We start from the raw sequence: 18,856 nt of genomic DNA, 5'->3' as shown, positions 1-18,856 counted from the left end.
GGTGAGAAATCTTTCTTTGTGGTACGTTTCAATTTATAATAGCAAATGGAAGGAGAGTGCTTATGTCTTTAACAAATGAACAACAAGAGCGATTTCAAATTTTGCTCCAGCAGTTGCAAATACCAGACGACCTTATAAATCAATATTTACAAGGCGGTGGTATTGAAAGGCTCGTTATTGATAAAGCGAATAAAAGTTGGCATTTTGATTTACAAGTGCCACGTATTTTGCCTACAGAATTATATGAATTGCTAGAAACAAAGCTTAAGCAATCATTTTCTCATATTGCAAGAACAACATTTGCATTAGAAACAGAGAATAAACAATTTACAGAAGAAGAAGTGAGGGCGTATTGGCCGCTTTGTACGGAACGAATTACATTTTCACCTATGTTCGCATACTTAAAGAAGCAGCTTCCACAGGTGAATGGAGTGAAGTTGCTAATAAATGTGAATAACGAGTTGGAGTCTACTGCTTTAAAGAAAAACGTTGCGAAACCAGTAGGGGATCAATACGAAGTTTTTGGATTCCCGCGTTTTCAGTTAGACACACATATACAGCAAAATACAGAAGAAATGCAAAAGTTTCGTGAACAAACGCAGCAAGAAGACCGCGAGCGTGTTATACAAGCTATGGAAGAAATGGCGAAGAAGCAAGCTGAAGAAAGCAGCGTTGTGTATGAAGGACCGATTACACTCGGGTATCTTATTAAGCCAGATGAAGAGATTACACCGATGCGAGAAATTCAAGATGAAGAAAGAAGAAAAACGGTTCAAGGATATGTCTTCCATGTAGAAACAAAAGAGCTTCGTAGTGGACGTACGTTATTAACTTTAAAAATAACGGATTATACGGATTCTATTATGATCAAAATGTTCTCGCGTGACAAAGAAGATATTCCAATGCTGCAATCCTTGAAAAAAGGAATGTGGGTGAAAGCGCGTGGTTCTGTTCAAAACGATACATTCGTTCGAGATTTAGTAATGATTGCAAATGATATTAATGAAATCACAGGACCGTCTCGTAAAGATAAAGCACCAGAAGGCGAAAAACGAGTAGAGCTGCATCTCCATACTCCGATGAGTCAAATGGACGCTGTCACTCCAGTTTCTAAGCTTGTTGCTCAAGCTGGTAAATGGGGACATGAGGCTATTGCGGTTACAGACCATGCCGTGGCTCAGTCTTTCCCAGAGGCGTATTCTGCGGGGAAGAAGGCTGGAGTTAAAGTTATATATGGTGTAGAAGCAAATTTAGTTAATGATGGTGTACCGATAGCATATAACGAAGCGCATCGTTTACTTGCAGAGGAAACGTATGTTGTTTTCGACGTTGAGACGACAGGTTTATCAGCTGTATACGATACAGTTATTGAGTTGGCTGCTGTAAAAGTAAAGGGTGGCGAAATTATTGACCGCTTTGAATCTTTTGCAAATCCGCATCAACCATTATCGGCGACGATCATTGAATTAACAGGTATTACAGATGATATGTTAACTGATGCACCTGAAGTGGACGAAGTGTTTAAAAAGTTTGAGGAATGGATGGGCGACCATACACTTGTTGCCCATAACGCGAGCTTTGATATGGGCTTTATTAACGTAGGTTTTAAAAAGGCTGGACTAGAAAAAACGAATAACCCCGTTATTGATACGTTAGAACTTGCACGATTCTTATTCCCAGAAATGAAAAATCATCGATTAAATACGATGTGTAAAAAACTTGATATTGAATTAACACAACATCACCGTGCGATTTATGATACAGAAGCGACGGGATATTTACTTGTGAAAATGTTGAAAGACGTAATTGAAAAGGGATTTGAATATCACGATCAATTAAATGATAGCATGGGACAAGGGGATGCGTATAAGCGTGGCCGTCCAAGTCATATGACGTTACTTGCCACATCAGATGTTGGATTGAAAAATTTATATAAACTTGTTTCATATTCTCACCTTAATTACTTTTACCGTGTACCACGTGTGCCGAGGTCACTATTAAAAAAATACCGTGAAGGAATTTTAGTAGGAACGGCTTGTGATAAAGGTGAAGTTTTCGAGGCAATGATGCAAAAGGCACCTGAAGAGGTAGAAGAAATTGCCCAGTTCTATGATTACATTGAAGTAATGCCTCCAGAGGTGTTGCGTCATTTAGTAGAACGTGAACTTGTTCGAGACGAAGGTCAATTAAAAACAATTATTTCTAACTTAGTAAAACTAGGTGAGACGTTAGATAAACCAGTTGTTGCTACAGGAAACGTGCATTATTTAGACCCTGAGGATGCAATGTATCGTAAAATTTTAGTCAGTTCGCAGGGCGGAGCCAATCCGTTAAATCGACATTCATTACCGCCAGTACATTTCCGTACAACTGATGAAATGTTAGAATGTTTTTCGTTCTTAGGTGAAGATAAAGCGAAAGAAGTTGTTGTAACAAATACACAAAAGATTGCGTCATTAATTGGTGATGTGCATCCAGTAAAAGACGATCTATACACACCGAAAATTGAAGGTGCTGATGATGAAACGCGTGATATGAGTTATAAAATGGCGCGTAGCATTTATGGTGAAGAGCTACCGGAAATTGTAGAAGCACGTTTAGAAAAAGAATTAAAAAGTATTATTGGGCATGGATTCGCCGTAATTTATTTAATTTCACATAAGCTTGTGAAAAAATCGTTAGTAGACGGATATCTAGTAGGTTCGCGTGGATCGGTAGGATCATCATTTGTTGCAACGATGATGGAAATTACAGAAGTAAACCCATTACCACCACACTATGTATGTCCGAAGTGTAAGCAATCAGAATTCTTTAATGATGGTTCTGTAGGCTCTGGTTTTGACTTACCAGATAAAGAATGTCCTGCTTGTAATATTCCATATGTAAAAGATGGACATGACATTCCGTTCGAAACATTCCTTGGATTTAAAGGAGATAAGGTACCCGATATCGATTTGAACTTCTCCGGGGAATACCAACCACGTGCCCATAACTATACGAAAGTACTGTTCGGTGAAGACTATGTATATCGTGCAGGAACGATTGGTACAGTTGCGGAAAAAACTGCTTACGGATATGTAAAAGGTTATGCAAATGATCATAACTTAACGATTCGAAATGCAGAGATTGATCGCTTAGTAGCGGGGTGTACCGGTGTAAAACGTACAACAGGACAGCATCCAGGCGGTATTATCGTTGTGCCAGATTACATGGATATCTTTGATTTCTCACCAATACAGTATCCAGCTGATTCAATTGGTGCTGAATGGAGAACAACGCATTTTGATTTCCACTCGATTCATGATAATTTATTGAAACTTGATATACTAGGACACGATGATCCGACCGTTATTCGTATGTTACAAGATTTAAGTGGTATTGATCCGAAAACAATCCCAACGGATGATCCAGAAGTAATGAAAATTTTCTCTGGTCCAGAATCGTTAGGGGTAACGGAAGAACAAATTAACTGTAAAACAGGTACACTTGGTATACCAGAGTTTGGTACAAAATTCGTAAGACAGATGTTAGAAGAGACAAAACCGACGACATTCTCAGAGTTAGTCCAAATTTCTGGACTATCACATGGTACCGACGTATGGCTTGGTAATGCAAACGAGTTAATTTATAACGGTACATGTACGCTGAGCGAAGTTATCGGTTGTCGTGATGACATCATGGTATATTTAATCTATCAAGGTCTAGATCCATCATTAGCCTTCAAAATCATGGAGTCGGTTCGTAAAGGTAAAGGTGTACCGGAAGAATGGGAAGAAGACATGAAAAATAATAATGTACCAGGTTGGTATATTGATTCATGTAAGAAGATTAAATACATGTTCCCTAAAGCCCATGCGGCTGCTTACGTACTTATGGCTGTACGTATCGCATACTTTAAAGTACATTTTGCACTGTTATTCTATGCCGCATATTTTACAGTTCGTGCAGATGATTTTGATGTAGAGGCAATGGCGAAAGGTTCAGCATCTATACGTGCAAGAATTGATGAAATTGCTCAAAAGGGACTCGATGCTGCGCCGAAAGAGAAGAGTTTATTAACGGTACTAGAAATGACACTTGAAATGTGTGAGCGTGGATACTCATTCCAAAAGGTGGATTTATACCGCTCACATGCAACAGAATTTATTATTGATGGAGATACATTAATCCCTCCATTTAATGCAGTACCTGGTCTTGGCACAAACGCAGCTTTAAGTATTGTAGAAGCACGTAAAAATGGAGACTTCTTATCAAAAGAAGACTTGCAACAGCGAAGTAAGGTTTCGAAAACAATTATTGAGTATTTAGATAGCCAAGGTTGTTTAGGAGACTTACCAGATCAAAACCAGTTATCACTGTTCTAGTAGGTAGGAAAAGTCTTTGCAAATCAACATTTCCTATGATATACTATTAACCGAGATAACCATGTCATGTATATTGTGTAAAGAAAAGAGTGGGGAAACCCACTCTTTCGTGTTACTATCTATGTTTTATCTACGTAGATAGGTAAAAGATTTCTGTCGTATATACATATTTTGTTACAAGTTTTACTTCTTAAATTTGGTAATACTAAGACAGATAATCCCTGCTGAACAGCAGGGGCTTTTGTTAGCTAACGAGAAAGAATAAGATAGACCGTTTTTAAATTGGCGGGGTCTTCTTCTTTTAAATGGTACATGACGGCAGGAAGGAGGCTGTTTATGGATAAGAAAGTCACAGAAGTTGTAGAAGCATTTGCGCAGCCGATCGTTGAAGAGTTAAATCTTGAACTTGTAGATGTAGAGTATGTGAAAGAAGGACAAGACTGGTTCTTACGCGTATTCATCGATTCTGAAAAGGGAGTCGACATTGAAGAATGCGGTGCGGTAAGTGAACGTTTAAGCGAAGCTTTAGATAAAGAGGATCCAATTCCTCATCTTTACTTTTTGGATGTATCATCTCCTGGAGCGGAACGCCCATTAAAGAAAGAAAAAGACTTCCAGCAAGCGGTAGGAAAACAAGTGGCAATTAAAACATATGAGCCGATTGATGGTGAAAAGATGTTTGAAGGAAAACTGCTTTCTTACGATGGTACAACAATAACATTATTATTAACAATTAAAACACGTAAAAAAGAAATCCAAATTTCGATGGATAAAGTCGCAAATGCGCGACTTGCTGTTACGTTTTAGTTAGAAGGGGGATCTTCATGAGCACTGAGTTATTAGATGCTTTGCTCGTATTAGAATCTGAAAAAGGCATTAGCAAAGACATTATTATTGATGCGATTGAAGCAGCTTTAATCTCTGCTTATAAGCGCAATTTTAATCAAGCACAAAACGTTCGTGTGAGCTTTAACCCAGAAGTGGGAACAATTCAAGTTTTAGCACGTAAAGACGTAGTAGACAATGTGTTTGATCCACGTCTTGAAATTTCTGTAGAGGAAGCAAGACAAATTAATCCAAACTACCAAGATGGTGACGTACTAGAAATTGAAGTAACACCAAAAGACTTTGGTCGTATTGCAGCACAAACTGCAAAACAAGTTGTAACACAACGAGTGCGTGAAGCAGAGCGCGGTGTTATTTACTCTGAGTTTAGTGATCGTGAAGAAGATATTATGGTAGGTATTGTACAACGTCAAGATGCTCGTTTCATCTATGTAAGCTTAGGAAAAGTAGAAGCTTTATTACCTGTAAGTGAGCAAATGCCTAATGAGCAATACAAGCCACATGATCGTATTCGCGTATTCATTACGAAAGTAGAAAAAACGACAAAAGGACCACAAATTTACGTATCACGTACACATCCTGGTCTTTTAAAACGTTTATTCGAAATGGAAGTTCCTGAAATCTATGATGGAACTGTAGAAATTCGTTCTGTAGCACGTGAAGCTGGCGATCGCTCTAAGATCTCTGTATATGCAGAGAACACTGATGTTGATCCAGTTGGTTCTTGTGTAGGACCAAAAGGGCAACGTGTACAACGCATTGTAGACGAATTAAAAGGTGAAAAAATTGACATCGTTCGCTGGTCAAATGATCCAGTTGAATATGTTGCAAATGCATTAAGCCCATCACAAGTTGTTAAAGTACTTGTAGATGAAGAAGAAAAAGCGACAACAGTAGTTGTTCCAGACCACCAGCTATCATTAGCTATCGGTAAGCGTGGACAAAATGCACGTCTTGCAGCTAAATTAACAGGCTGGAAAATTGACATTAAGAGTGAGTCTGATGCGAAACAACTTGGTATTGTAACAGAAGAAGATAGCGTAATCGCATTTGGATTCGATTCAGTGGAAGACGAAATCGAATAGAGGTGATGAGTATGAGCAATCGAAAAGTTCCGTTACGAAAATGTGTTGCAACGCAAGAAATGAAATCAAAACGAGAGCTCGTTCGCATTGTTCGTTCCAAAGAGGGAGAAGTGTCCATTGATTTAACTGGGAAAAAATCAGGACGAGGTGCTTACTTGTCGAAGGACAAGGAGAGCATTCTTCAAGCTCAAAAGAAAAATGTTTTGGAACATCATCTAAAAGCGAAAATCGACGGTTCTTTATATGAAGAGCTTCTTGAGCTTGTTGAGAAGGAGTCGAAATAAGTGTCCGATTGGAAATCGTTTTTAGGACTAGCAAACCGGGCTCGGAAAATTATTTCGGGTGAAGAACTCGTTTTAAAAGAAGTACGAAGTGGCAAAGCAAAACTTGTATTGCTATCTGAAGATGCGTCAGTAAATACTACAAAACGCATCACAGATAAAACTACGTACTACAACGTACCAATGAGAAAGGTCGAAAATCGACAACAATTAGGGCATGCGATTGGGAGAGATGAGCGAGTCGTTGTAGCTGTGTTAGATGAAGGCTTTGCGAAAAAGCTGCGTAGCATGCTCGATACAAATTACCGGGGGTGAAGGTATGAGTAAAATTCGAGTGCATGAATATGCAAAAAAACATAATATCTCAAGTAAAGATCTTATGACAAAACTAAAAGAAATGAATATCGAGGTTTCGAATCATATGACAATGTTAGACGATGAAGTAGTAAATAAATTAGATAATGAATATCAAACTGAAAAACCTTCTGTTGCAGATGAGTTTGAAGTAGAAGAAAAAGTTGTTCGCAGTAAAAAGAACAGCAATAAGAAAAAGAAAAAAGGCAAAGGAAACGAAGACAAACGTCAAGAGAACTTTGCTGGTAGACAACAAACTCAAATTGTAGAAACACCAGATAAAATTACTTTCTCTGGAAGCCTTACAGTAGGAGATCTTGCTAAAAAATTAAGCAAAGAGCCATCTGAAATTATTAAGAAGCTCTTCATGCTTGGAATTATGGCAACAATTAACCAAGACTTGGATAAAGATACAATTGAGTTAATTGCTAACGACTACGGTATTGAAGTAGAAGAAGAAGTAATTGTGAGCGAGACTGAGTTTGAAACATTCATTGATGAGCAAGATGATGAAGAGAACTTAAAAGAACGTCCAGCTGTAGTTACAATCATGGGACACGTTGACCACGGTAAAACAACATTACTGGATTCTATTCGTAACTCAAAAGTAACTGCAGGCGAAGCGGGTGGAATTACTCAGCATATCGGTGCATATCAAGTTGAAGTAAACGATAAGAAGATTACATTCTTAGATACACCTGGTCACGCAGCATTTACAACGATGCGTGCTCGTGGTGCACAAGTAACGGATATTACAATCCTTGTTGTTGCAGCGGATGACGGTGTTATGCCACAAACGGTTGAAGCAATTAACCATGCGAAGGCAGCAGGAGTACCAATTATTGTTGCTGTGAATAAAATGGATAAACCAGCTGCAAACCCTGATCGCGTAATGCAAGAACTAACAGAATATGAATTAGTTCCAGAAGCTTGGGGCGGAGATACTATTTTCGTACCAATTTCTGCAATTCAAGGCGAAGGCATTGACAACTTACTAGAAATGATCCTTCTTGTAAGTGAAGTAGAAGAATACAAAGCAAATCCAAACCGCTATGCAACTGGTACAGTAATCGAAGCACAGCTTGATAAAGGTAAAGGAACTATCGCGACATTACTTGTTCAAAACGGTACGCTTCGAGTTGGAGATCCAATCGTTGTTGGAACTTCATTCGGACGTGTTCGTGCAATGGTAAGTGATATTGGTCGTCGTGTAAAAGTTGCTGGTCCATCAACTCCTGTTGAAATTACTGGTTTAAACGAAGTACCACAGGCTGGAGATCGTTTCATGGCATTCGCTGATGAGAAGAAAGCTCGTCAAATTGGTGAATCACGTGCACAAGAAGCGTTAGTTGCACAACGTGGTGAGAAATCTAAATTAAGCCTTGAAGATTTATTCCAACAAATCCAAGAGGGCGATGTAAAAGAAATTAACTTAATCGTAAAAGCAGACGTACAAGGTTCTGTTGAAGCGATGGCAGCATCACTTCGTAAAATTGATGTTGAAGGCGTAAAAGTTAAAATCATTCACACTGGTGTAGGTGCGATTACAGAATCTGATATCATTTTAGCTTCTGCATCTAATGCAATTGTAATTGGATTTAACGTACGTCCAGATGTGAACGCGAAGCGTACAGCTGAATTAGAGAACGTTGATATTCGTTTACACCGTATTATTTATAAAGTAATCGAAGAGATTGAAGCAGCGATGCAAGGTATGCTTGATCCAGAATTCGAAGAAAAAGTAATCGGTCAAGCAGAAGTTCGTCAAACGTTTAAAGTAACAAAAGTTGGAACAATCGCAGGTTGTTATGTAACAGACGGTAAAATTACGCGTGATAGTGGCGTACGTATTATCCGTGACGGCGTAGTAATTTTCGAAGGACAACTTGATACGTTAAAACGTTTCAAAGACGACGTAAAAGAAGTTGCACAAAACTATGAGTGTGGTATTACAATTGAGAGATATAATGATCTTAAAGAAGGGGACATCATTGAAGCGTACATTATGGAAGAAGTGAAGCGATGATTATCGCTTCACTCTCATTCGAGTGTATGATTTACGATGTGCATTCTTTAAAAGAGAAACGTGCAATTTTACAACGTGTGTTAACTCGTGTGAAACAGCGCTATAATGTAGCTGTTTCTGAAGTTGGGCACCAAGATGTATGGCAACGTACAGAAATTGCAATTGTTTCCGTATCCTCAAATCGTGTTATCTGTGAAAAAGAAATGAATCGTGTACTTGAGTACATCGATTCATTTCCTGAAATTGAACGTACAATAACACATTTGGAATGGTATTGAATGAGGTGAAGAGTTATGAAATTACGTGCGAACCGTGTGGGCGAGCAAATGAAAAAAGAATTAGGCGATATTATCAGTCGTAAAATTAAAGACCCACGTATTGGATTTGTTACAGTAACAGATGTACAAGTGAGTGGTGATTTACAAATTGCTAAAGTATATATTTCTGTTTTAGGTGACGAAGAACAGAAAGAAAATACTTTAAAAGGTTTAGCGAAGGCAAAAGGCTTTATTCGTTCAGAAATTGGCCAACGTATTCGTCTTCGTAAAACACCGGAAATTACCTTTGAGTTTGATGAGTCTATCGGATATGGTCATCGAATTGATACACTTTTACATGAAATTAATAAAGACGGTAAACGTGAAGAATAATGGATAGACATTTGTCTATCCATTTTTTCAATGCAAAATAAGTTTTGGATATTTAATACGAAAGAATTATGATGAGGTGAACATATATGGAAGGTGTAGTATTATTACATAAGCCAAAAGGCATGACATCACATGATTGTGTATTTAAATTAAGAAAGATATTGCGAGAAAAGAGAATTGGTCATACGGGAACATTAGATCCAGATGTAACAGGAGTATTACCAATTTGCGTTGGAAGAGCAACGAAAATTGCACAATTTTTAACAAGTGAAACGAAAACATATGAAGGTGAAGTAACATTAGGGTTTTCAACGACAACTGAAGACGCTTCTGGTGAGGTTGTTGAAACGAAAAATGTAGATCGTACTATTACTCGTATGGAAGTAGAGAAAGTCCTTGCGGAATTAACAGGCACGATTGAACAAATGCCACCAATGTTCTCGGCTGTAAAAGTAAACGGGAAAAAATTATATGAATATGCAAGAGCAGGACAAGAGGTGGAACGTCCAGTTCGTACAATTACAATTCATGAATTCGTATTACTTGATGATCGTGAAGTTTTTGAAGGAGAAAATATTTCATTCCGTTTCCGTGTAACGTGTAGTAAAGGAACATATGTAAGAACGTTAGCTGTAATGATCGGGGAGAAACTTGGTTTCCCATCACATATGTCTCACCTTGTAAGAACGGCATCTGGTGAATTTTTATTAGAAGATTGCATATCATTTGAAGAAATTGAAGAAAACGTGCAAAATGGAACAGTAGAGTCTATCTTCATTTCAATTGATGAAGCATTAAGTAAGTTTCCAAAAATGGTTGTAGATGAAAAGCAAGCAGAGAAAATAAAGAATGGTATGTTCTTAAAGAATGAATTAGAAATAACAGCACCATTTATTACAGTGTTTGATAAAAATGATCGTTGCTTAGCAATTTATGAACATCATCCGAAACATCCTGGCATGTTAAAGCCGATGAAAGTACTTGTGAATAATCAAGAACTAAAGCTATAATGAATTATTGGAAGGATTATTACAGAAAAAGGTGAATTCAAGCGTGAAACTTATTCATTTAACTCATCCACATGAACAAAATAAATTAGAATTACCACCTACTGTAATGGCATTAGGATTTTTTGATGGCATTCATTTAGGACATCAATGTGTAATTCGAACTGCGAAAAAAATAGCGGACGAACGAGGATATAAAAGTGCAGTTATGACATTTCATCCTCATCCATCTGTTGTTTTAGGGAAAAAGGATGCGCATGTGGAGTATATTACACCAATGCGTGATAAAGAAAAAATAGTCGAAAGCTTAGGAATCGATATATTATATGTGATTAAATTTGATGAATCATTTGCAGGGTTATTACCGCAACAATTTGTAGATGATTATATTATTGGTTTAAATGTAAAGCATGTAGTAGCAGGGTTTGATTATTCATATGGACGTTTAGGAAAAGGAAAGATGGAGACTTTACCATTTCATGCAAGAGGGGAGTTTACACAGACTGTGATTGAAAAAGTTGAATTTCAAGAAGAGAAAGTAAGTTCTACAGCATTACGAAAGTTAATTCGAAATGGCGAAATGGAGCAAATTCCATCTATTTTAGGTAGAGCCTATACTGTAGCGGGAACAGTTATACACGGCGACAAACGTGGGCGTCAAATTGGTTTCCCGACAGCTAATGTAGGTTTAAGTGATGAGTATTTATTGCCACCTGTAGGTGTTTATGCAGTGAGATTAAAAGTTCACGATGAATGGTACGATGGTGTATGTAATATTGGATATAAACCGACTTTTAAAGAAGATGAGCGTCAATTATCAATTGAAGTGCACTTATTTGAATTTAACAAAGATATATACGATCAAAATGTTACAGTAGAGTGGCATATGCGTATAAGAGCAGAAAAGAAATTCAACGGTATTGATGAGTTAGTTGAACAAATCGCAAAAGATAAGAAAACAGCACAAGAATATTTTATGAGCGAAAAGAATATACTTGCTTTTTCAAATGAAAAGTAGTATTCTATGTTATGTACTTTATGACAACCATTGCTTGGCATTGCGACTCACCGACGCTTGCTAGGTAATTGGGGGTTTAATTAATAGGAGGTGAAATAGGATGGCTTTAACACAAGAACGTAAAAATGAAATCATTGCACAATTTAGAACTCATGAGACTGATACTGGTTCTCCAGAGGTTCAAATTGCTGTCCTAACGGAGCAAATTAACACTCTAAACGAGCACTTACGTACTCACAAGAAAGATCATCATTCACGTCGTGGTCTATTAAAGATGGTTGGTAAACGTCGTAACTTACTAACTTACCTTCGTAATAGCGATATCACACGTTACCGTGAATTAATCACAAAGCTTGGCTTACGTCGATAGTCAAAGAAGCGGGAATATTCCCGCTTTTTTGTTAGGTAAAAATATATCTTCTACGCTTTATAGCTTACTTAATTTTAGGCAATACTAGAGGTAGAATATTGTGATATACTATCCATTTACATAGAAGAATTGAATACTTTAAATTGAGAGGGGTACTTAAATGAGTCAAGAAAAGCAAGTCTTCTCGATAGATTTAGCTGGTCGCCAGCTAACAGTTGAAACTGGTCAGCTTGCAAAACAAGCGAACGGAGCAGTATTAGTAAGATATGGCGATACAGCGGTTCTATCTACAGCAACTGCATCAAAAGAAGCAAAAAATGTAGATTTCTTCCCACTTACAGTAAACTATGAAGAGCGTTTATATGCAGTCGGAAAAATTCCTGGCGGTTTTATTAAGCGTGAAGGTCGTCCAAGTGAAAAAGCAATTTTGGCAAGTCGTTTAATCGACCGTCCAATTCGTCCGCTATTCGCAGATGGCTTCCGTAACGAAGTACAAGTTGTCAGCATTGTAATGAGTGTTGATCAAGATTGTTCTTCTGAAATGGCAGCTATGCTTGGTTCTTCATTAGCGTTATCGATTTCAGATATTCCATTTGAAGGTCCAATCGCTGGTGCGACAGTTGGCCGTATTAATGGCGAATTCGTTATTAACCCAACAGTAGAACAGCAAGAACAAAGTGATATCCACTTAGTTGTAGCTGGTACGAAAGATGCGATTAACATGGTTGAAGCAGGAGCAGATCAAGTACCTGAAGAAACAATGTTAGAAGCAATTATGTTTGGTCATGACGAAATTAAACGTCTAATTGCATTCCAAGAAGAGATTGTACAAGCTGTAGGTAAAGAGAAATCAGAAGTGAAACTTTATGAAGTTGACGCTGATCTTAACCAAGCTGTACGTGAAATGGCTGAAGAAGATATGCATTCAGCAATTCAAGTACATGAGAAACATGCACGTGAAGATGCAATTAACGAAGTGAAAAAGCGTGTTATTGAGCATTACGAAGCGCAGGAAGCTGACGCTGATACATTAGGACAAGTAAATGAGATTTTATATAAAATTGTAAAAGAAGAAGTACGTCGTCTTATTACAGTTGAAAAAATCCGTCCAGATGGCCGTAAAGGTGACGAAATCCGTCCATTAGCATCAGAGGTTGGTATTTTATCTCGTACACACGGTTCTGGTTTGTTCACTCGTGGACAAACACAAGCATTAAGTATTTGTACATTAGGTGCATTAGGCGATGTGCAAATTTTAGATGGTCTTGGTGTAGAAGAATCAAAACGCTTTATGCACCATTACAATTTCCCATCATTTAGTGTTGGTGAAACAAGACCAATGCGTGGACCAGGTCGTCGTGAAATCGGTCACGGTGCACTAGGAGAACGCGCACTTGAGCCTGTAATTCCATCTGAAAAAGATTTCCCATACACAGTACGTCTTGTATCTGAAGTTTTAGAATCAAATGGTTCTACTTCACAAGCAAGTATTTGTGGTAGTACTTTAGCAATGATGGATGCTGGTGTTCCACTTAAAGCTCCAGTTGCAGGTATTGCAATGGGTCTAGTTAAAACTGGTGAGCATTACACAATTTTATCTGATATTCAAGGTATGGAAGATCATTTAGGTGATATGGACTTTAAAGTAGCAGGTACAGCACAAGGTGTAACTGCACTACAAATGGACATTAAAATCGATGGTCTATCTCGTGAAATTTTAGAAGAGGCATTACAACAAGCGAAAGTTGGTCGTGTGCACATTCTAAATCATATGTTATCTGTTATTCCAGAGCCACGCACTGAATTATCAGCGTACGCTCCAAAGATTATTACAATGACAATTAATCCAGATAAAATCCGTGACGTTATCGGACCGAGCGGTAAACAAATCAATAAAATTATTGAAGAAACTGGCGTTAAAATTGACATCGAGCAAGATGGCACAGTATTCATTTCTTCAATAAACCAAGAAATGAACGACAAAGCTAAGAAAATTATCGAAGATATCGTTCGCGAAGTACAAGTAGGTGAAATCTACGAAGGAAAAGTGAAACGTGTTGAGAAATTCGGTGCTTTCGTTGAATTATTCAGCGGTAAAGATGGATTAGTTCATATTTCTGAACTTGCACTTGAGCGTGTAGGTAAAGTAGAAGACGTTGTAAAAATCGGTGATGTAATTACAGTTAAAGTTATCGAGATTGACAAGCAAGGTCGCGTAAATCTATCTAGAAAAGTATTGCTAAAAGAAGAGCAAGAAAAAGAAGCTGCTAAAGAAGAAAACAAACAAGAGCAGCAATAAGTAAAAGCCAGTTTAACTGGCTTTTTTTGTTATGTAAAAATATGATTTATATATATTTTTATGTCAGCATAGGTATAGTTTTCATTATAACGCTCAAATTAACAAAGATAAGAAGAAAATGTTTTTATATAGTTAATTTGGGAGGGTTTATATGAAAGTTCGTATATTGGCATACATATGTATATTTTCTTTATATGTCAGTTTAGGCTCTTATTCTGTTTTTGCACAAGATAACTTGCATGAAGAAATTCAAAAGCATGCAAAAAAGTATGAGATTGCACCTCAAAATGCGATGATTGATAAAATATGGAAGGCAACACCTGGATATAATGGAAGACAAGTGGATATTGAAGCATCGTATAATAATATGAAGAAGCTAAAGGAATTTGATCAAAAATATCTTGAATTCAAAGAAGTCTCACCGAGTGTTCATTTAGAAGATTTATCACCCGCTCCAATTTATAGAGGCCATCCAAATAAAAAGATGGTAGGATTAACAATAAATGTGGCATGGGGAAATGAGTATTTGCCTCGCATATTAGAGATATTGAAAAAGCATGATGTGAAGGCCACTTTCTTTTTAGAAGGACGTTGGGTGAAAGAAAATTTACGATTTGCAAAAATGATTGTCGATGCAAATCAAGAAGTCGGAAATCATTCTTATACGCACCCTAATATGAAAACGCTATCGTCTGATGAAATACGAGAGCAGTTACAAAAAACAAATCGAATGATAGAAGTAGTAACGAATCAAAAAGTAAGATGGTTTGCCCCGCCGAGTGGAAGTTTTCGGGATGAAGTCGTGAAAATCGCTGATGATTTCCAAATGGGAACGATTATGTGGACTGTCGATACAATCGATTGGAAGCGACCTGAGCCAGATGTACTATTGCAGAGAGTAATGAGAAAAATACACCCAGGTGCTATCGTATTAATGCATCCTACTTCGTCAACGGCAGAAGCATTAGATACAATGATTAAAAAATTGAAGGAACAAGGATATAAAGTGGGGAATATAACAGAATTACTGGATGAAAAACGTGTGGATTAAATACATTTGCATGACATTCATCCTTAAACTTGTTATCATTAAATAATAGCACTTATTTAGAGAAACTGGCAGTAGGAGGAAAGTTTTTGATTAAAAAATATACTTGTAAAAATGGTGTAAGAATAGTTATGGAGAATATACCAACTGTAAGATCGGTTGCGATTGGTATTTGGATCCATGCGGGATCAAGAAATGAAAATGAAAAAAATAACGGGATTTCTCACTTTTTAGAGCATATGTTCTTTAAAGGGACAGAAACACGTAGTGCACGAGAGATTGCAGAATCATTTGATAGCATTGGTGGTCAAGTGAATGCATTTACTTCAAAAGAATATACATGTTACTATGCAAAAGTATTAGATGAGCATGCTAAATATGCTTTAGATGTTTTAGCAGACATGTTCTTTAATTCAACATTTGATGAGGAAGAACTGAAAAAAGAGAAGAATGTCGTATGTGAAGAAATTAAAATGTACGAAGATGCTCCAGATGATATTGTGCATGATATGTTAACGAAAGCAACATATGAAACGCATCCACTTGGATATCCTATTTTAGGAACAGAAGAAACGCTTAATACGTTTACAGGTGATACGTTACGTCAATATATAAAAGATCATTACACACCTGAAAATGTAGTTGTATCAATCGCAGGAAATATTGATGAAGCATTTTTACAAACAGTGGAGCAATATTTCGGTAGTTATGAAGGAACAACAAACCGTGAACAAGTACATAGCCCAATTTTCCATTTCAATAAGGTAGCCCGTAAAAAAGAAACGGAACAAGCTCATTTATGTCTAGGATATAAAGGCTTACAAATGGGACACGAAGATATTTATAACTTAATTGTATTAAATAATGTTTTAGGCGGTAGCATGAGTAGCCGTTTATTCCAAGAAGTACGTGAGCAACGTGGATTAGCTTACTCAGTATTTTCTTACCACTCTTCTTATGAAGATACAGGCATGTTAACACTTTACGGTGGAACAGGTAGCCAACAATTAGATACATTGTATGAAACAATGCAAGAAACATTAGAGACATTGAAAAATACAGGTATTACAGAAAAAGAGCTTATGAATAGTAAAGAGCAATTAAAAGGAAACTTAATGTTAAGTTTAGAAAGTACAAATAGCCGTATGAGCCGTAACGGTAAAAATGAATTGCTTCTTCGTAAACATCGTTCACTTGATGAGATTATTGAAAGTGTAAACACTGTAACAAAAGAAAATGTGGACGGATTAATTCGCAATATGTTTACTGACGAGTTCTCTGCGGCACTTATTAGTCCAGACGGAAAACTTCCAAAAGGAATAAAACTATAATCAATTTTTACGATGTATAAAAAATAACCTTCTCTCTTTTTAAATGAGAGAAGGTTATTTTTTTTATACATATAGAATAGGTACTAATTATAGACAATGCAAATGAAAAATTCATTAGGGGAGTGGAGTGTGTATGCGATTAAGTGAATTAAGTGGTAAAGAGGTTGTAGATATAGAAAAAGCGGAAAAAATGGGAGTCTTAGGTTATATGGATTTAGAGATTAATGAGAAAGACGGGCAAATACAAACACTTATAATACCTGTAGGGAAGTGGGGAGGTTTTAAAAAGGAACCACAAGAAGTAAGGGTGGCATGGAGTCAAATAAAGAAAGTCGGACACGATATGCTTCTTTGTGATAGTATAGATCGTTCAAATTCGGAGTGAAGGATGGCCATTTTGGTCATCTTTTTTTGTATCTACATAGAAACCTGATAAATCATATGTGCATTTGGATTTTCAATCACCATAAACTCGTACATTACATATGATGTGGAGGAAAAAGAAAAAGTAGGCACTTTTCTTATAAATGACAGAAAAAGAAGGTGAATTAGGGAATGTTGACTGAGATGCATATTGCTGTCATAGGAGGAGATGCAAGGCAGCTAGAAGTAATTCGTAAGCTAGTTGAATTGGATGCGAAACTTTCTTTGATAGGTTTTGATCAGTTAGATCATGGTTTCACAGGGGCAGCAAAAGAAAGTATACAAAATTTAGATTTCACTTCTGTAGACGCAATTATTTTGCCGGTTGCCGGTACAAATGCCAAAGGAGAAGTAGATACTATTTTTTCAAATGAAAAAGTTTCAATAACGAAAGAACAAATTGAAAATACACCAGAACACTTTACTATATATTCAGGTATTGGTACACCTTACTTGGAAAATCTCGTATCTACTACGAACCGAAAACTTGTTAAATTATTTGATCGTGATGATGTAGCAATATACAATTCTATTCCAACGGTAGAAGGTACATTAATGATGGTAATTCAACATACCGACTATACAATTCATGGGTCCAATGTAATGGTTCTAGGATTTGGTAGAACAGGAATGAGTGTTGCGAGAGCATTTCAATCATTAGGAGCCCATGTCAAAGTTGGAGCAAGACGATCTGAACATATTGCACGTATTACAGAAATGATGTTTTCTCCTTTTCATATGCAAGACATAGAGAAAAAAGTAGGAAATATCGATATTGTAATTAATACGATTCCACACCTCGTTGTAACAGCGAATGTTATTGCAAAAATGCCAGCTCATACGTTAGTGATTGATTTAGCTTCTAAACCAGGCGGTACCGACTTTAGATATGCAGAAAAAAGAGGAGTCAAAGCATTGCTAGCACCTGGATTACCAGGTATTGTTGCCCCAAAAACGGCTGGGCAAATCTTAGCAAATGTTCTTTCTCAGTTATTAGCAGCAGATGCAATCGCAAAGGAGGAGGAAAAGAAATGAGTTTGAAGGGGAAACGAATTGGTTTCGGATTTACAGGTTCACATTGTACGTATGAGGAAGTTATGCCGCACTTAGAAAAATTAATTGCTGAAGGAGCAGAAGTACGTCCTGTTGTTTCATACACTGTTCAATCAACAAATACTAGATTTGGAGAAGGAGCAGAGTGGATTAAGAAGATTGAAGAAATAACAGGTTTTAAAGCAATTAATTCAATTGTTGGAGCAGAGCCACTTGGACCTAAAATTCCATTAGACTGCATGGTAATCGCTCCTTTAACAGGAAATTCTATGAGTAAATTTGCAAATGCAATGACAGACTCTCCAGTACTAATGGCAGCAAAAGCGACGCTAAGAAATGGCAAGCCTGTCGTATTGGCAGTTTCGACGAATGATGCTTTAGGGTTAAATGGGGTAAATCTCATGCGCCTAATGGCAACAAAAAACATCTACTTCGTCCCATTCGGTCAAGATGCGCCAGAGAAAAAACCGAACTCAATGGTAGCTCGTATGGAGTTACTGGAAGATACAGTATTAGAAGCGCTGCAAGGAAAGCAATTGCAACCGGTAGTCGTAGAAAAATTCAGATATATGAATTAAAAAACGAAAAAAAACGGACAATTTTTGATGAAACCATCATTCTTACTGTAGAATATGATAAAATTAACGTTATTAAGATTAGAAGGGGTATTGTATACTCCTTCTGATTCTAAGTTATAGAAG

General features: G+C 37.1%; 17 protein-coding genes. All 17 read left to right on the top strand.

Features of this window, described 5'->3' with window-relative positions:
- Window positions 1–62 precede the first annotated feature (62 nt).
- The 17 genes from C3Y97_RS19290 to dpaB all read left to right on the top strand — a co-directional run bounded on the left by C3Y97_RS19290 (window position 63) and on the right by dpaB (window position 18,733).
- Window positions 63–4,364: a PolC-type DNA polymerase III gene (locus C3Y97_RS19290; RefSeq protein WP_000060005.1), complete on the top strand. Its 4,302-nt coding sequence runs from the start codon at window positions 63–65 to the stop codon at window positions 4,362–4,364.
- 336 nt (window positions 4,365–4,700) lie between these two features.
- Window positions 4,701–5,171: a ribosome maturation factor RimP gene (rimP, locus tag C3Y97_RS19285; protein ID WP_000359096.1), complete on the top strand. Its 471-nt coding sequence runs from the start codon at window positions 4,701–4,703 to the stop codon at window positions 5,169–5,171.
- 17 nt (window positions 5,172–5,188) lie between these two features.
- A complete protein-coding gene (nusA, locus tag C3Y97_RS19280; protein ID WP_000102604.1) occupies window positions 5,189–6,295 on the top strand; it encodes a transcription termination factor NusA in 1,107 nt (368 codons plus the stop codon).
- 11 nt (window positions 6,296–6,306) lie between these two features.
- Entirely contained in the window at window positions 6,307–6,579 is a 273-nt protein-coding gene (gene rnpM, locus C3Y97_RS19275) for an RNase P modulator RnpM (RefSeq protein WP_000071127.1), read from the top strand.
- A complete protein-coding gene (locus tag C3Y97_RS19270) occupies window positions 6,580–6,891 on the top strand; it encodes a YlxQ family RNA-binding protein (RefSeq protein WP_001286523.1) in 312 nt (103 codons plus the stop codon). It begins immediately after the preceding gene.
- A gap of 4 nt (window positions 6,892–6,895) precedes the next feature.
- A complete protein-coding gene (gene infB, locus C3Y97_RS19265) occupies window positions 6,896–8,956 on the top strand; it encodes a translation initiation factor IF-2 (RefSeq protein ID WP_000036343.1) in 2,061 nt (686 codons plus the stop codon).
- Entirely contained in the window at window positions 8,953–9,234 is a 282-nt protein-coding gene (locus C3Y97_RS19260; RefSeq protein WP_000582363.1) for a DUF503 domain-containing protein, read from the top strand. The genes infB and C3Y97_RS19260 overlap by 4 nt, the downstream gene beginning before the upstream one ends.
- Before the next feature lie 15 nt (window positions 9,235–9,249).
- Window positions 9,250–9,606, top strand: a complete 357-nt coding sequence (rbfA, locus tag C3Y97_RS19255; RefSeq protein ID WP_000776437.1) for a 30S ribosome-binding factor RbfA — start codon at window positions 9,250–9,252, stop codon at window positions 9,604–9,606.
- A gap of 86 nt (window positions 9,607–9,692) precedes the next feature.
- Window positions 9,693–10,616, top strand: coding sequence for a tRNA pseudouridine(55) synthase TruB (gene truB, locus C3Y97_RS19250; protein WP_000399352.1), 924 nt, complete (start codon window positions 9,693–9,695; stop codon window positions 10,614–10,616).
- 43 nt (window positions 10,617–10,659) lie between these two features.
- Window positions 10,660–11,631 (top strand): bifunctional riboflavin kinase/FAD synthetase, encoded by a 972-nt coding sequence (ribF, locus tag C3Y97_RS19245; protein WP_000766706.1) that lies wholly within the window; start codon window positions 10,660–10,662, stop codon window positions 11,629–11,631.
- A 100-nt stretch (window positions 11,632–11,731) separates the two neighbouring features.
- Window positions 11,732–12,001, top strand: a complete 270-nt coding sequence (gene rpsO / locus C3Y97_RS19240) for a 30S ribosomal protein S15 (RefSeq protein WP_001229392.1) — start codon at window positions 11,732–11,734, stop codon at window positions 11,999–12,001.
- A 160-nt stretch (window positions 12,002–12,161) separates the two neighbouring features.
- Complete coding sequence (gene pnp / locus C3Y97_RS19235) at window positions 12,162–14,300, top strand: polyribonucleotide nucleotidyltransferase (RefSeq protein ID WP_000076737.1); 2,139 nt, start codon at window positions 12,162–12,164, stop codon at window positions 14,298–14,300.
- A gap of 151 nt (window positions 14,301–14,451) precedes the next feature.
- A complete protein-coding gene (locus C3Y97_RS19230; RefSeq protein WP_000868217.1) occupies window positions 14,452–15,351 on the top strand; it encodes a polysaccharide deacetylase family protein in 900 nt (299 codons plus the stop codon).
- Between the two features lie 86 nt (window positions 15,352–15,437).
- A complete protein-coding gene (locus tag C3Y97_RS19225; protein WP_000592996.1) occupies window positions 15,438–16,679 on the top strand; it encodes a M16 family metallopeptidase in 1,242 nt (413 codons plus the stop codon).
- Window positions 16,680–16,812: 133 nt separating this feature from the next.
- Window positions 16,813–17,064 carry a YlmC/YmxH family sporulation protein gene (locus tag C3Y97_RS19220; RefSeq protein WP_001239759.1) on the top strand — a complete coding sequence of 84 codons (252 nt, stop codon included), beginning with the start codon at window positions 16,813–16,815 and terminating at the stop codon, window positions 17,062–17,064.
- A 170-nt stretch (window positions 17,065–17,234) separates the two neighbouring features.
- Window positions 17,235–18,137, top strand: a complete 903-nt coding sequence (gene dpaA, locus C3Y97_RS19215; RefSeq protein WP_000954739.1) for a dipicolinic acid synthetase subunit A — start codon at window positions 17,235–17,237, stop codon at window positions 18,135–18,137.
- On the top strand, window positions 18,134–18,733 hold the full coding sequence (gene dpaB / locus C3Y97_RS19210; protein ID WP_000053596.1) for a dipicolinate synthase subunit B: 600 nt from the start codon (window positions 18,134–18,136) through the stop codon (window positions 18,731–18,733). The genes dpaA and dpaB overlap by 4 nt, the downstream gene beginning before the upstream one ends.
- Window positions 18,734–18,856: the final 123 nt, after the last annotated feature.

The sequence above is a fragment of the Bacillus sp. DU-106 genome (assembly GCF_004799705.1).
Classification (GTDB): domain Bacteria; phylum Bacillota; class Bacilli; order Bacillales; family Bacillaceae_G; genus Bacillus_A; species Bacillus_A cereus.
Note: the sequence above shows the minus strand (reverse complement) of the source record. Positions and strands in the feature narration are given on the sequence as shown.